The sequence below is a fragment of the Sporomusa rhizae genome, assembly GCF_041428845.1.
In the GTDB taxonomy this organism is placed as follows: domain Bacteria; phylum Bacillota; class Negativicutes; order Sporomusales; family Sporomusaceae; genus Sporomusa; species Sporomusa rhizae.
In genome coordinates this window covers 179,336-193,820 of the sequence record NZ_CP156925.1, presented here as the reverse complement: position 1 = coordinate 193,820, position 14,485 = coordinate 179,336, and the positions used below count along the sequence as shown (strand labels likewise).

The 14,485-nt window shown below is 43.3% G+C and carries 14 protein-coding genes; 6 read left to right on the top strand and 8 right to left on the bottom strand.

Features of this window, described 5'->3' with window-relative positions:
* Positions 1–11: 11 nt before the first annotated feature.
* Together SRRS_RS00765 and pxpB are read right to left on the bottom strand one after the other, a co-directional pair.
* Positions 12–197, bottom strand: coding sequence for a 4Fe-4S binding protein (locus SRRS_RS00765; protein ID WP_371369683.1), 186 nt, complete (start codon positions 195–197; stop codon positions 12–14).
* 131 nt (positions 198–328) lie between these two features.
* The gene (gene pxpB, locus SRRS_RS00760) at positions 329–1,072 is read right to left on the bottom strand and encodes a 5-oxoprolinase subunit PxpB (protein WP_371365324.1); all 744 of its coding nucleotides are present in this window, start codon (positions 1,070–1,072) and stop codon (positions 329–331) included.
* A 286-nt stretch (positions 1,073–1,358) separates the two neighbouring features.
* On the opposite strand from pxpB, the gene SRRS_RS00755 reads away from it, so the two are divergent.
* Positions 1,359–2,255, top strand: a complete 897-nt coding sequence (locus SRRS_RS00755) for a LysR family transcriptional regulator (protein WP_371365323.1) — start codon at positions 1,359–1,361, stop codon at positions 2,253–2,255.
* 277 nt (positions 2,256–2,532) lie between these two features.
* On the opposite strand, the gene SRRS_RS00750 is transcribed toward SRRS_RS00755, so the two are convergent.
* The 3 genes from SRRS_RS00750 to SRRS_RS00740 form a co-directional block, all read right to left on the bottom strand.
* Entirely contained in the window at positions 2,533–2,763 is a 231-nt protein-coding gene (locus SRRS_RS00750) for a hypothetical protein (RefSeq protein ID WP_371365321.1), read from the bottom strand.
* Positions 2,764–3,510: 747 nt separating this feature from the next.
* Positions 3,511–3,894, bottom strand: a complete 384-nt coding sequence (locus SRRS_RS00745) for a hypothetical protein (protein ID WP_371365319.1) — start codon at positions 3,892–3,894, stop codon at positions 3,511–3,513.
* A 306-nt stretch (positions 3,895–4,200) separates the two neighbouring features.
* Positions 4,201–5,859: an alkaline phosphatase gene (locus SRRS_RS00740; RefSeq protein WP_371365317.1), complete on the bottom strand. Its 1,659-nt coding sequence runs from the start codon at positions 5,857–5,859 to the stop codon at positions 4,201–4,203.
* Positions 5,860–6,178: 319 nt separating this feature from the next.
* Here SRRS_RS00740 and SRRS_RS00735 point away from each other — a divergent pair, with 319 nt between their 5' ends.
* The 4 genes from SRRS_RS00735 to asrC all read left to right on the top strand — a co-directional run bounded on the left by SRRS_RS00735 (position 6,179) and on the right by asrC (position 9,775).
* Complete coding sequence (locus SRRS_RS00735) at positions 6,179–6,877, top strand: Crp/Fnr family transcriptional regulator (protein WP_371365315.1); 699 nt, start codon at positions 6,179–6,181, stop codon at positions 6,875–6,877.
* 114 nt (positions 6,878–6,991) lie between these two features.
* Positions 6,992–8,014 (top strand): anaerobic sulfite reductase subunit AsrA, encoded by a 1,023-nt coding sequence (asrA, locus tag SRRS_RS00730; RefSeq protein ID WP_371365313.1) that lies wholly within the window; start codon positions 6,992–6,994, stop codon positions 8,012–8,014.
* Positions 8,001–8,795: an anaerobic sulfite reductase subunit AsrB gene (asrB, locus tag SRRS_RS00725; protein WP_371365311.1), complete on the top strand. Its 795-nt coding sequence runs from the start codon at positions 8,001–8,003 to the stop codon at positions 8,793–8,795. Before asrA ends, asrB begins: the two co-directional genes overlap by 14 nt.
* 17 nt (positions 8,796–8,812) lie before the next feature.
* Positions 8,813–9,775, top strand: a complete 963-nt coding sequence (gene asrC, locus SRRS_RS00720) for a sulfite reductase subunit C (protein WP_371365309.1) — start codon at positions 8,813–8,815, stop codon at positions 9,773–9,775.
* A 194-nt stretch (positions 9,776–9,969) separates the two neighbouring features.
* Here asrC and SRRS_RS00715 read toward each other — a convergent pair whose 3' ends face one another.
* Together SRRS_RS00715 and SRRS_RS00710 are read right to left on the bottom strand one after the other, a co-directional pair.
* Entirely contained in the window at positions 9,970–10,737 is a 768-nt protein-coding gene (locus SRRS_RS00715) for a CXXX repeat peptide modification system protein (RefSeq protein WP_371365307.1), read from the bottom strand.
* Between the two features lie 135 nt (positions 10,738–10,872).
* On the bottom strand, positions 10,873–13,110 hold the full coding sequence (locus SRRS_RS00710; RefSeq protein ID WP_371365305.1) for an ATP-binding protein: 2,238 nt from the start codon (positions 13,108–13,110) through the stop codon (positions 10,873–10,875).
* A gap of 154 nt (positions 13,111–13,264) precedes the next feature.
* Here SRRS_RS00710 and SRRS_RS00705 point away from each other — a divergent pair, with 154 nt between their 5' ends.
* Positions 13,265–13,660 carry a hypothetical protein gene (locus tag SRRS_RS00705; RefSeq protein WP_371365303.1) on the top strand — a complete coding sequence of 132 codons (396 nt, stop codon included), beginning with the start codon at positions 13,265–13,267 and terminating at the stop codon, positions 13,658–13,660.
* Here SRRS_RS00705 and SRRS_RS00700 read toward each other — a convergent pair.
* Positions 13,657–14,373, bottom strand: coding sequence for a polysaccharide deacetylase family protein (locus SRRS_RS00700; RefSeq protein ID WP_371365301.1), 717 nt, complete (start codon positions 14,371–14,373; stop codon positions 13,657–13,659). The genes SRRS_RS00705 and SRRS_RS00700 overlap by 4 nt on opposite strands.
* Positions 14,374–14,485: the final 112 nt, after the last annotated feature.

The window sequence follows — 14,485 nt, the reverse complement described above, 5'->3', positions numbered from 1 at the left end:
ATTCCTCCTAATTACTTTTTTGTAACAAATATGGCATAGTCCGGACAATGCAACTCACATTGACCACAACTAACGCAATCTTCTTCGCGAGCAACATTTACTTTGCCCAGTTCATTTAATTCGAGTACTTTTTTAGGACATAACTCTATACAAATGCCACAACCTTTACAATGAGAAACAGTCGTTTTCAGTTTCATCATTTTCACCTCCTTCTTTCAAATTGGAAATTAAGTATGATTGAGTACATGTATATACAATATACTATATACAATATATTGTATTACGCGTTTAGGGAAAGAAGAGCCCCTATAACCACATTCCGGCTAATCTATATCGATTGGAAAGTAGTAATCTCGGGATTGTAGGAGCCATCCTCAACCTTGCTGAAGATTTCGAAAAATTCATCTACAGATATTGATTTAAATTGCAAATAATCTCCTGCTTCAAATAAAAATGGATTCGGTTTATCCGGATAAAATGCTCTTATTGGCGTGCGACCAATTAATCGCCATTGCCCGGAACTTTCAACTGTATAAAAACCGGTCTGCCTGCCAGCAATTCCAACTGATCCGGTTGGAATTTTATCTCTTACCTTTTTCGGAACTATAAGTTTTTCATCTAATCCTCCCAAATAAGGAAATCCGGGAGTAAAGCCCAACATGTAAATCAGATATTGTCTTGAGGTATGGATACGTATTACTTCTTCCTGCGATAATTTTGTCCGACGGACCACAAAATCGATATCCGGGCCGAAGACTCCTCCATAACATACCGGAACATGAATCACCCTGCGGGTAATCATCTTAGGCTCCGCTTTTCCCATTTGTGCTAAAAAACGCTTAATACCGGCAGTCAGCTCATCACGAGTAATTTGTAATGGATCAAAATATATAATAATGGAACGATATGTCGGTACCACCTCGATGATTCCGTCCAATGCCCAATCATTAAGATCTTTCACTAGTTCCTGAATAAGTCGATTAATAGTAACATTAATCTCATCGCCAAAATCAATGACTATTCCTTGTTCACCTGCGACTAATATTTTCACCTTGCTGATATAATCGTCCACGATTATACTTCTGCTCCTTTATTGTCTAGATTTTAAACCATACTACCAAAGTTAAAACCTTTTGTAATATCGAAAATTTGGTAAGATTCAGAATCTTAAAGACAGACTACCCTATTTATTGTAAGCGATTCTCGCTCTAGACTTTCGAAAGGCATCTGTCTGCATCGAATAATCATCAGTGTAAACGCTAGACATCTTTCGACATTTATAATATCATTAATGCATGCACTGGTAAAATTGAAAGATTAAATACTCTTGTTCGATTTTATTGAAGGCAGTGATTACAGTGGAAATTCGTCAGCTAAAAACCTTTATTAATATTGTAAAGCTAGGAAACTTTTCTCATGCAGCCCAGTTTTCAGGGTATACACAATCAACAGTAACTACTCATATCCAGTTGCTTGAAAAAGAATTAGATACTCTCTTATTTGAGCGATTCGGCCAACAAATTTCGCTTACGGAAGACGGGCAGCACCTTTACAAATACGCGGAAAAAATCGTTAAACTGGAAGATGAAGCCAAGAATGCCCTGAATAAATCAAATATTCCGCATGGACCGTTGATTATCGGAATGCCTGAATCAATATGTGTATTTCGCATGCCTTCTTTGTTAAAGGAATATAATACCCTTTATCCTGATGTCGAATTAAAAATCAAATTTGGCACAAGTAATGACTTTCATATTTTGTTGCGAAAGAAAGTAATGGATCTTGCCTTATTTCTTGAACCGTCAATAAATGATTCAGACTTAATAAACACTGCTCTCTGGCCGGAACCACTTGTCTTTGTTACTTCACCCAACCATGAACTTGCTACCGTCAATGAGTTATACCCGAAAATGCTAGCTGATCAAACTCTGGTTTTGGTTGAGTCTGATAGCAGTTATCGCGTCATTCTGGAAAAAATACTGCAAAAAGAAAATGTGCACTTAAAAACAGTTTTGGAAATTGGACAAATAGAAGCAATTAAGCAAATCATTATGCAAAACTTAGGCATCACCTTGCTGCCACTCGTTTCAGTAGCAAAGGAGCTTGATGCAAATAAACTGGTTTTATTGCCGTGGAAAGGACCGGACATTAAGTTGTCTGCCTTTTTAGTGCATCATAAGGATAGATGGATTAATCATTCCATGAAAGCCTTCATCAAACTGCTTAAGGAAAGACTTATCAATATACAGCGATAATCTAACCTCTAGTTTGTACATTATTCACTATGTATACCTCTAATAAGATGGAGCTTACTAAAGTGTTTATTGGTTAGTGTTCGAAGAAAAATGGGGCTATTGGCAATTTTATCAATACCCGTTTTTGTATTTGCGTATTCCCTAGTCTTACTCGTTGTTGCCAAGTATCTTAAGATTAGCCTCTGAAAACTTACAAAGGAAATACCTAATAAAAACGGCAAGGCTCAGAATTCCCTGAAACCTTGCCATAACTATATTCATAAAACATTGTAAAAGCTTACTTAGCTATTCTCCTGTACTGCGTTTCTTCTTCCACCCGTATTACCTTATCAATATAGACGAATTCCGGCTGTTCCCCTTTTCCTCGTTGCACGGCAAACAAATGTTGCCGGCCCCAATCGTGTACCAGCAAATACTCTTCCCCATTTCCGGTAATGAGCATTGTTAATTTGATTGGCTTAACCTCGGCACATTCAATTTTTTCATCCGCTATATACAGCGTCACCATATTGAATACCCTCCCTTTTAGGAATGGAGGCTCTATGCCCTCCTGTAATGACCCATGATTGGGATTTTTACAGGAGGAAATTAAAAAGGATCACATACGCAGGATTATTCACCCTACACATGCGATCCTATCGTTTGTTGCTACAGTATCAAGATACCGGACAGACAACTAGCAGAACCCGTCAGCGCGGCCTGCCAAACCGGTATCAAGATAATATTCAAGCGATTATTGCATGCAGTCGCTCAGCCCCTGCTTTACACGCCAATCCTAAAACCCAAATTGCCAAAACTTGTAATCAAGATAGCAAACAGGTATAATAAGAATGTCGTCGTGGACAGTTCGCTGTTGCGTGTAGGTGTTATGGCACCTGCTCGTGCCGATAGGTGCTCGAACACCTGTCGGACACGGCGACTTTACTTTTTAATTTCCACCTATTTCTAATAATAGTATCTTTTTACATAGATTGCAAGTAGATATAGTAAAAAATTATTGAGTTGTATCAGGACACTTCTATCATCTAGGGCAAGCTAAAAAGCGCCGGTTAGGCAATTATTCCCCACAACCGGTAATAAAAAAACCTCGAACGCGGGCCTTGGGGGATGAGTAGGCAATCTGTCCACTCAATTCCTGCTGACAAGACTGATAGGCTCCCAGAAAAAGCACGGCTTGTCCTTTTGTCCATCGCCACAAAAGGACCAAAAAGGCTAGGCCCAAGGCCTCCAAAAGCTGAAAAGCCAGGCGGTACTCCTAAAATCCCGTAAACTCGCTGCGCTCAAACAGTACGGATTTCTTAATGGAATACCGCCTGGCTTTTCTCCTGCGGAACGCTTTTTCCGGCAAAGGGCCAGGGGTTACCGGAGTTACGGGGGCTATGGCTGTCATCACCGATTCACGCCTTTTTTCAGAAATGGCCGGAAGAACTAAGAAGACGGTGCTTATTTCTTTCGCTCTTTGTTTTCGTCCTTGTCGACCATTACGAAAATGGCCGTCCCGCAGGGTGGAAGCAGGCCTTCCTTGCGGGATTAAAAGGGCAACTGTTTGAGCGCAGCGAGTTTTGCCCTTTCCGCAAGGGAGGCCTGCTTCCAAGGCCATTTCCGTACAGGTCTTGACTTTTTGGTACTTTTGTGTCAAGACAAAAGTACACCACGGCCATAACTTTTTTCCTTCCCTTGTTTCCCCTGGCAGCCTGGTGTCTCATTAATTTATCCGACAACTAACCCGTTCTAATACTCCCGTCCTCTGTAGGCGGAAGTAAAGAACGGATAAGTCGTACAGATAAGTCGACTAAGATTCAACCGGGTTAAAGCCCCATCTGAATCAAGTCTCATTTATACTTGCTGAAAAAAGAGCTACCTGTTAGGTAGCCCTCAAATCTTATACTTTCTTATCTTACAAGAAAAGCGCCTGCCCTTTGTTATAGGCAGGCGCTTTTGCGCTTTACATGCCAGCGGCTTTGACTAGTTCGACCGCTTGCTGTGGAATATAGACTTTTCCGGTTTTGGGAGCAATCACAGTAATTCCATTCATTTCGTATATCTTGCCGTTAATTTTAATAATATTCTTGCTTAGAGGCAATTCGGCCTTTTTCGTGCCTTTTTTTACAACCAGCACTTTATTCTCAGGATCAGCAGCATCAAGGCTTATTTCGGCGCCGATGGCCTTAAAGGCTTCGCCGGCCTCAATAAATAAATTACTGTCCACTTGTTTCAGCGAAAAACCCATGGCCTTGGCTGCCGAGTGAGCAATCTCGGTATTTTCAATTAACCCGGAAGGGTGATGGGGACCAAACGAATAGAAAAATACATCCTCCCCGGTGTGGCCGGTTGTTGTCCAGCCAACAATCGACCGTTTGCTGATCATCGGACCAACTACATAGTTCAGATTACCTCTTTTGGCCTTTTGAATAGCCTGAATTTCCTCATTGGTTAAATCACTAATTCCATAGTACTCATCCATAACCTGGCGAATGTTGCCCGCTTCCAGGTTACCGGCTAAAACTGCTTCCACGCCTTCACCGGTTAGTACAGCCTTCTTCAAAGGTACTAACAAACGGTCAACAGAGGTCTTAGAGTAAGTTTGGTCAGAGGCTTTACTGCCAATCGCCATACCACCATTACTATGGTCGGCAAAGGCCATCACTAAGGTATTGCCGTCCTTTTTTGCAAAATCCAGAGCCACCTTTACTGCTTCATCATAGGCCATCAGATCGCTGATAACACCAACAGGATCGTTGGCATGAGAGGCCCAGTCCACTTTGCTGCCTTCGACAAATAAGAAGAATCCGTTTTTGTTCTGTGACAAAAGTCCAATAGCCTTTTTCGTCATTTCAGCTAACGAAGGCTCCTGGGGCGCCAGTTGCTTACGGTCAATATCGTAAGCCATGTCCTCGCCGGCAAACATACCCCACAGTTTTTTCCCCTTAAACTGCAGCATGTCTTGCCTATTTTCAACGAAACCATAGCCCCTGGCTTTCAGAACGTCGATTAAATTTTCTCCATCAACCCGTTGACCGCCCTGGGCCTTGGGCAACAAATAACTTTTACCACCGCTTAATACTACATCTATACCTAAATATACCTGTTGCTCGGCAATCTCGTTATAGTTATTACGGTCAGGCCAATGGGCAGAATAGGCTGCAGGGCTGGCATGCTGGATGTTAGAGGTAGCTACCAATCCGGTAGCCTTGCCAACAAGCTTAGCGCCTTCCAATACACTGGGTACAGGCTTGGTTTTTAGCGTATCCGGCAATTCGGCAACGCCCGGGGTAGTAACCTTGTCAGGCAAGATGCCAATAAATTTGTCGCTGGTCTTGTAGCCGGTAGCAAAAGCGGTGGCTGCCGGCGCTGAATCGGTAATAATGGATTCGGCACCATAGGTTCTCACACCACCCGTCAATATCTCATCAAGGGCCAAGGGCGATCCTTTAAACCAGCGTGTTGCCGTGATATGGGTAGAGCCAGTACCATCTGTCATTAAAACGATGACATTCTTAACCGGTGTTTGTGCCGCCGATGCCATCCCCGGTAAAATTGCCAGGGTAAAGCAAATGGCCACCAGCCAAACAGCAAATTTTTGTGAACGTAGCAGCTTAGTCAAAATTTAAAACCCCCTTAATTGGTAAATAATGCTAAATATATTATACATAATTTATATACACTTTTGATTAAAAAAATGTGTTATTTTTAGTTTTAGTTACCACACCCACTTGGTATACTCCCAATTATTCATGGCTAAGGTCATATGTAAAGGCTTTTTGGTTGAAAATAATTAACCCGTGCAGGACTTTTGTATTTGTATGATAAATGTAGATAACAGCAGTTTACCCAACCAGCAAATCTAACTGCCTGCCATTATTTTGCAGAGTAAAATTATAGACTTTGGCTTTAGGGTAAATAAAGTAATGGGTGTGATTATTATGAATGTAAGCATAAGTGATGCAATAGCGCTTGTCGAATTATTCGAACAGGCAACTTCCGCTTCTGTTAAAGCACTATCCTCTGTTGGCAAAATGCGCCGCCTGGCAAAAGGAGAGCATTTGTTTTTTGATAAAGAGCAGGTAGACATGATTTACATTGTTATCAGCGGTCTTGTCACACTGTATAAGATTGATTCTCAAGGAGAAAAAAAAGTTATCTTTGTCTTAGATAAAGGAAAAATTATTAATGAAGTAATTTTGCAAAATGTTACTGCATCCATCAATTGTGAAGTATTCGAAGACGCTCAGATTCTTTGCTTTAACAGATTGGACTTCCTGCGCGTTATGGAGCAGGATTTTGCCTTTACCAAAAGCGTGTTTGATTCCCTGGCCATGAAAGTTAGACGGCTTTACCGCCAATTAAAAAATACCCCTAACTCCGTACGCAACGATAAACGCATTGCCGCCAAACTGTGGAAACTATCCAGAGATTATGGGGTTCCCTGCCAAGGCCAAGATGGAACCAGAATTATTTTGGATTTGAGTATTACTTATCTCGCGGACATGCTGGGCTCCAGACGCGAAACGGTCTCCCGCCAGTTAAAAATTTTTGCTGAACAAGGATTGATTCGGATTGATGACGGACAAATAATTATACCGGACCGCGACAAACTTTCGCAATATTTCAAACTGCCGTGATTTCAGTCACAGCAGTTTTTTTTATTCTAACATACAATTGAATTGTTAAAAAATACACAAGGGAAGCATCTATTATCTTTCCCTACCATATCAAGCAAAGAAAGAGGTGTAACCATGGGTTATTGCTTCGACAAAGAGGGTTTCAACCAAGTACTGCAGGAATTGGCCAAAGAATACGTCGTTTATGCTCCTAAGCGTTTTAAAAATGGGGGTAGTTTCTCGGATACTGACCGCATCAGGTACGGAGAAATCCAAACAGTGGAAGAAATTGTTTTTGACCGTAAATCAGACTATTCCTTTAAAGAGATTTTGCTGCCTCTGTCACAAACTTTGTTTTTCTTCACCGAAGACGCGGTAAAGGAAGCTAACCCTCCGAAAAAGGGAGCGGTTATCTTCTTGCGCAGCTGTGACCTGCATGCGGTGAAACGCCTGGATGCTGTCTATCTTGAAAACGGCGGTGAAGATTACTATTACAAGCGGCTGCGGGATAAAGTAAAATTTGTTCTGATGGGCTGTCGACATTCGTTTGAGAACTGTTTTTGTGTCGATATGGAAACTAACCGAACCGATGCCTACGATGCTTATCTGGAAATAAAGAGCGGCAAAGTATACGTAGACAATCATAACGAGGCCTGGGAAGCAGCCTTTGCCGCTCAAAGCACTGAAACATCTGAGGTAATTCCGGCCTATGTAACTAAAAATGAAAACCGTGTTCATATTTCGGACGGAATGACACTGGATGTAATGCATTCAAAAATGTGGGACGAATATGATAGCCGCTGCATTAATTGTGGCCGCTGCAATTTCGTCTGCCCTACCTGTACCTGCTTTACCATGCAGGATATTTTTTATACCGATAACGGCAAAGTCGGAGAGCGCCGCCGGGTATGGGCATCTTGTATGGTAGACGGCTTTACTGAGGTTGCCGGCGGTGGCTGTTACCGTAAAAAGAATGGGCAACGCATGCGTTTTAAGGTACTGCACAAAGTATATGACTACAAAAAACGTAACGGGTACCATATGTGCGTAGGCTGCGGACGCTGTGATGATATCTGCCCGGAGTATATATCTTTTGCTAATTCGATAAATAAACTGGCTGATGCAATCAAGGAGGTGTCTACCAATGCCGGCAAATGAGTATATTCCCTTCCTGTCTGAGATTAAGGAGGTTATCAAGCACACTGATATTGAGTATACTTTTCGCCTTGCCTATAACGGCCCTGTAAAGCCCGGACAATTTTTTGAAGTTTCTATTCCGAAGTATGGTGAAGCACCTATTTCTGTCAGCGGTATCGGCGACGGCACCGTGGATTTAACCATCCGCCGGGTAGGCAAGGTTACTAATGAAATTTTCGAGCGTTATGTTGGTGATACACTGTTTATGCGCGGCCCCTATGGCAACGGGTTTGATATTAGCCTATACCAGGAAAAGGAAATCATTGTGATTGCCGGGGGAACAGGCCTTTCACCGGTCAAGGGCCTAGTGGACTACTTTTGTAGTCACATCGAAGAGACGAATGGCATGACTCTGATCGCTGGATTTAAGACACCGCAAGATATTCTGTTTATTGAAGATTTTAGACGCTGGCAGCAAAAGCTTGCTGTCATTCTAACTGTCGACCAGGCAAAAGACAATAGTGACTACCGGATTGGTCTGGTTACTCAATATATCCCTGAGCTAAAGGTAAAAAACATTGATGAAGCAGTCGCCATTGTAGTCGGGCCACCGCTGATGATGAAATTTACTACACAATCTCTTCTTAAAAGAGGATTTCACCAGGAGAATATTTGGATTTCCCATGAACGAAAAATGTGCTGCGGCATTGGAAAATGCGGCCACTGTAAAATTGATGATACCTATGTTTGCCTGGATGGACCTGTATTCAATTTTGTCAAAGGAGTCCAATTACTTGATTAGAAGGGAGGGTATCTTACATGGACGTTACTACTAAAAAGCTGAAAAAAAATGCATTTCGTGTGACAAAACACAGAGGTTTGGCCGCTTCCCGAATCCGTGTTCCCGGTGGTTATCTGGAAGCAAAATATTTAACAATGATTCAAAACATTGCCGAAACCTATGGTAACGGTATTGTAAATATAACAACACGGCAGGGTTTTGAACTTCCGGGCATTAGGTTTGAAGATATGTCCAAGGTGAATGAGCTACTCCAGCCGATTATCGCGGGAATGGGCATTAACCAAGATGTTTCGGGGCAAGGCTATACTGCCGCAGGTACAAGAAATGTTGTAGCTTGCATAGGCAATAATGTATGCCCGTATGCTTGCTATAACACCTCGGCCTTAGCAAAGAGAATTGAAGCAGCAATCTTTCCCCATGACTTGCATTTTAAGGTAGCGCTTACCGGCTGTCCTAATGACTGCGCGAAAGTAAGGATGCATGATTTTGGTATCATGGGCATGACCTTTCCTCACTATGACCCAGATCGCTGTGTTAGTTGCGGCGCCTGTGTTAAAGCCTGTGCAAAAAAATCAGTAAGCGCTCTAGAAACAATAAATTATAAGGTAGCGCATGACGCCAAAAAATGTATCGGTTGCGGCGAATGTGTTCTAAATTGCCCGACAGGTGCCTGGACGCGCAGCCAGGAAAAGTACTACCGGCTAACTATCTTAGGCAGAACCGGCAAGAAGAATCCTCGATTGGGTGAAGACTTTATTAAATGGGCGGACGCGGACAGTATTATCAAAATCATTTGTAATACGTATGACTATGTACAAAACTATATTGACCCTTCAGCCCCCGGAGGTAAAGAGCATATCGGATACATTGTAGACAGAACTGGTTTTGAGGAATTCAAAAAATGGGCATTGAAAGACGTTCAGCTCCCGGCAAAGGCAGAAATATATACCCCCATTTATTGGAATGGAATTACCTATTAGTACATCTGTACAGCTGCGTGAACAGCTAATCATGGGTAATGTGCCTAGAATTTCGCGGGCAGGTAATGGTTTCTGAACTAACACCCCAAAAACGGTTTGAAATAAAAACGGACAGTGAGACAAAAGGCCGGAGCCATTCGTCTTACTATCCGTTTTTTAACTATAACCTATGTTAGACAAAATATAACGAGGGTTTAGTCTTCACTGATTTTGCTCTCTTCCACCATATTTTTTACAAGCACTTCCCCTTTATCATAATCTATCTCAATTTCATCGCCCACTATATTGGCCCATTGATATTTATCGTACTTCTCGTCCCACCATTGCTCACAAGCAGTCGAGACTTCTCCCATTTCCCGAATGAGAATATCATAAAGACAGCAATACAGCTCCTCTTTATCCATATCAATTAGCTGCTTTAGCAAAGACTTAATCTCAGCCTTACGGGTTGTCAAATATTTTATAGCAGCCGCTTCTTCCCGGGTAACCTTGCCTATAACAATTTTTTCTCCTACTTTGGCAATAGCCGACTCATACGACGGCTGTACATAGGACTCCTCGTTCTCCCGCTTAGCAGCAGGCTGTAAGGCTGCCGTGACCTTTTCCGGTAAAATAGTCTGCAACTCCTGGGCTTTGAGCGGTTTGACAAGGTAATCATACGCACCTATCTCCAGCGCCTGTTTAATGCTGGCTGTATCGGCCACCGCCGAGTAAATAATAACCGGAATATGCTTATACAGCACACTCTCCTTCACCTGGCGCAATACATCAGCTCCCGCAACTGTTCCCGGCATGACAAGATCCAGAATAACCAAATCAACTTTCTGAGAGTAAATCAACTCCAGCGCGTTGACCCCGTCAGCAGCCTCCAAGAAGTTGACATCCGGCAGACCACTTAGAGCTACTTTGACAACTTTTCTGTTTAATAGCACATCATCAACCAGCAATATATTATAAGCCATGCCTTATCACCACTCCTTTTAATTATAAAGCAGCTCAGCTTCATGTGGGGTTTTATCCTCACCTAAAGGTAGTCATCCAATTTCCGGGAATCCGCACCTGCGCCTGTAGGAGTAATCACTTAAAAGGCAGGGGGCTTAGAGCAGGTTATTCCCTGGATTCAATAATTTGGCAGCCTGCTTCAAATCTATCCCTATCTGCTTAATTTCTCCGGCAATCTCGGCTAAAAGTTGTTGAATCTCTACACACTTTTCTTGTTTGGCCTGTTGTTCCAAACGTTTAAACAATTCAGCAAGACGCATAGCTCCCATTGTCGCGCTCATAGACTTCAGGCTATGAGCTGTACTCATCACCTTGGCGGTATCACCGTCCTGTATTGCCTGTGCCAGGCTGTCAAAAAGCGGTGGCAGTTCTTCGATGTAAGCATCAATAAATAGATTAATATCCTCCTGGCCTCTTTGGGCTAACTCGTTTAGTTCCCGCAGCACAACCATGTCAACGCAATCGATAAAACTCGGCTTTAACCACTTCTCTACCATCTGTTTCAACTCTTCGCCTGAGGCCGGTTTTCCTAAGCAGTCGTCCATGCCCGCGTTAAGACAATTTTCCCGGTCTTCGGGCAAGGAGTTGGCCGTCAGCGCAACAACCGGAACATGTAAACCTGTTGACTTTTCCTGTTCTCTAATTCGGCGGACAGCCTCCAATCCATTAAGTACCGGCAAACCGCAATCCATAAAGATTAATCCATACCTATTTACCGCCGCCATGGTAACGGCATCCTGACCATTACCGGCCAAATCCGGATGTAATCCCAGCCGTTTGAGCTGCGCCAAAATTACCTGTTGATTAACCGGATTATCCTCAACGACTAACACGTTACCGCCTTCTTGGGAAATTTCTTTTACAGGCTCACTCAGCCATCCAGGTAATCCAGTTGTAGTCTGCTGCCCACCATCAGTCGTAAACGAAACTTCCGGCTGACCACTGTCAACAGTTGTAAATCTAAGGGAAAACCAAAAGGTCGACCCTTTTCCCGGTTTACTTTCGACCCCGATTTCTCCACCCATAAGGTTTACTAATATGGCCGAAATAGGTAATCCCAGTCCGGATCCCGGGTATTTTCGCGTATTGGCTCCTGCCGTCTGCACAAAAGGTTGAAATACTTTTTCGATATCTTCAGAGCTAAGACCTATCCCCGTATCGGTTACAGCAATTTTTACCAAGACCGCATTTTTATCTTGACTACTACATTCGACGGTGATTTTTACCTGTCCTTTGTCGGTAAATTTAACAGCATTGCTGCCAAGGTTTAACAGCACTTGCTGCAGCCGCGACGGGTCACCGTTAACAACAGATGGTATCGAAGCGGCAATCGTTGTTGTCAGCTCAATCCCTTTATTAACAGCAACCGCCTGGAGAATCTTATCCACCCCGGTCAGCAACTGTCGAAAATCAAACGCAACATTTTCTATCGTTATTTTTCCAGCACCAGCTTTAGATAAATCAAGAACATCATTCAAGACCGTGAGTAATGAGCGTGCTGAGTAGTCAATGGCATTGATATAGTCACGCTGGCGACTGTCCAGTGTTGTAGTCTGAAGCAGTTCGACTAACCCCATAATACCATTAACCGGCGTGCGCACTTCATGACTAAGATACGCCATAAACTTTCCTTTGGCTTCACTGGCAGCCTCAGCCGCCTCTTTAGCTTGTCTTTCTATGCTATAAATTTTCTGTGCCGCAGTTACTGAAACATGCATGGCATAAAACAAAGCACATACCATTCCCAGCACGGCAAATGTCAAAACAAAGACTGCCAGCCGGGCAGAAGTAATGGCGGCCCGCCAATCATGAGCATCAATATCCATGCCCAAAACTGCAATAACCCGTCCATTTACCGGATCCCGCACAGCGGCAACACCAGATACCCAAACCCCCCATTCATCACCAAGAGGTCCCTCAATAAACGCTTCTCCACTTGCAAATATATCGCGCAGCTCATTAGACGCCTCATCATAAGCCGAACCGGGTGGTGAATAGTAGTCGGAAGTCTCCGGTTCCGAGTCCATTATAAATTGCAGCTGCCCATCTACCATCTTAAGCAAATAAACAAACCGGCAATCCGGATTGGCAGAACGAGCCGCCATAAGCTGCGCTCGTAAATATTCATAATCAGGTGAGCTACTATCTGCTGCTGTCATTGTCAGCCGTTCCACCCGTTCATGACTAATCATGGTGGCCGCCGTTATTGTCCGCAGCAGCAATTTGTTCCTAAGTTCATCTTCGGTTATCTTTGCGGCAAAAAGCATTCCCGCCCAGCCAATGGCAACTACTGTTATGGCAATGGCAATTAACCCGCGCCGGAACTTCTTCAAACTGCGCCCTCCCCCTCGCCATACAGCCTATATTTAAAAATTAACTTAAAGGAGAATTCGCCATTAATCGACAGGTTCCTGTTAAATATTCGATTTTTCACCATCCATCATATCTGAACGTTTTTTCGGACACAATAGGGGCGGAGGGATGTAAATGAATGAAATTGTATGTAGTAGTTGTTATCAGTGTTTACCGGCCGATTTAGCCGCTTGTCCGGGCTGCGGCAGCCAGCTTGTCCACGAAGGCGACAATAAAAATGTAATTGACCGGCTACAACCCAATTGCCTGATTCATCGTTATGAAGGATCAGACTTGTTGGAACCGGCCGTGATTATCAAAGAAACCAAAGTTAATTGCAAAGTGGCTACAAAGCTCAAAGAATACACCAAGCCGGTAACAATACAAAAAAGTAAGGTATATGCTTTTGATCAAAAAATACTGGGCGCCATTCAAGCGCTGCGCAATGAACGTACGGCCACCATGCACCGGTATGACCAGCTTATCCAGGCACACTGGCAAACCTTAAAACAATTCGCTTCTAGAAATTAGTTGATCTCCTCATAATATTGCAGTAATTCACTAACTGTAACCAATTGATAACCCTGATCACGGAGTTTGTCAATAATTATCCCTATTGCCTGTGGGGTAGGCAGCGGATATTGTCCGTCATGCATAAGGACAATGCTTCCCGGTTTTACATTATCCATCGTAGTCTTAATTACATGCTCAACAGACGGTCTCCGCCAATCTCCTGTATCAACGGACCATAGCACAGTCCGATAACCCCGCTCGCGCAGCATAGCAACAATCTTGTCGTTGTATACGCCGCCAGGTGGACGAAACAGAGTAGGTGCAGGCGCTCCGGCGGCCACAATGGCAGCTTGGGCACGATCAACTTCGGCAGTCACTGCTGCCAGCGGCATAGAATTCAGCAGTTGGTGGCTATAGGCGTGACAAGCAATTTCGTGGCCATCGGCTACTTCCTGAGCCACTATCTCAGGATGCTCTTTGACGTTAACTCCCAACACAAAAAAAGTAACTTTTGCCTGCTTTTCCCTCAGCACCTTTAATAATTCAGGTGATGTTTTATAATGTGGGCCGTCATCAATAGTAAGCGCCACAACCTTATGTGTTGTAGGTACTCTTTTAATCACAGAATCTTTGTCTTCTAGCACAATCATTGTCTCATACATCAAGCTGCATAACACTCCGACGGTCAATACAATAATGCTGAAAAAATTGCGACTAACTAACCTTCGCAAAAGAATTCCCCCTATGTAGTATTCTTGTTTGATACTACGCCAGTCGGGGGCAAGATATGCCCGTTTACCACGAGAATTTCGTACTAGTCACTGCAGTCAAGATAAGGGGGTA

Excerpts from the sequence above, each read along its gene's own strand:
- asrA (WP_371365313.1), top strand. The coding sequence starts at position 6,992 with ATGGGTTATTGCTTCGACAAAGAGGGTTTCAACCAAGTACTGCAGGAA.
- SRRS_RS00715 (WP_371365307.1), bottom strand. The coding sequence starts at position 10,737 with ATGGCTTATAATATATTGCTGGTTGATGATGTGCTATTAAACAGAAAA.
- SRRS_RS00735 (WP_371365315.1), top strand. The coding sequence starts at position 6,179 with ATGAATGTAAGCATAAGTGATGCAATAGCGCTTGTCGAATTATTCGAA.
- SRRS_RS00765 (WP_371369683.1), bottom strand. The coding sequence starts at position 197 with ATGAAACTGAAAACGACTGTTTCTCATTGTAAAGGTTGTGGCATTTGT.
- asrC (WP_371365309.1), top strand. The coding sequence starts at position 8,813 with ATGGACGTTACTACTAAAAAGCTGAAAAAAAATGCATTTCGTGTGACA.
- asrB (WP_371365311.1), top strand. The coding sequence starts at position 8,001 with ATGCCGGCAAATGAGTATATTCCCTTCCTGTCTGAGATTAAGGAGGTT.
- SRRS_RS00750 (WP_371365321.1), bottom strand. The coding sequence starts at position 2,763 with ATGGTGACGCTGTATATAGCGGATGAAAAAATTGAATGTGCCGAGGTT.
- SRRS_RS00705 (WP_371365303.1), top strand. The coding sequence starts at position 13,265 with ATGAATGAAATTGTATGTAGTAGTTGTTATCAGTGTTTACCGGCCGAT.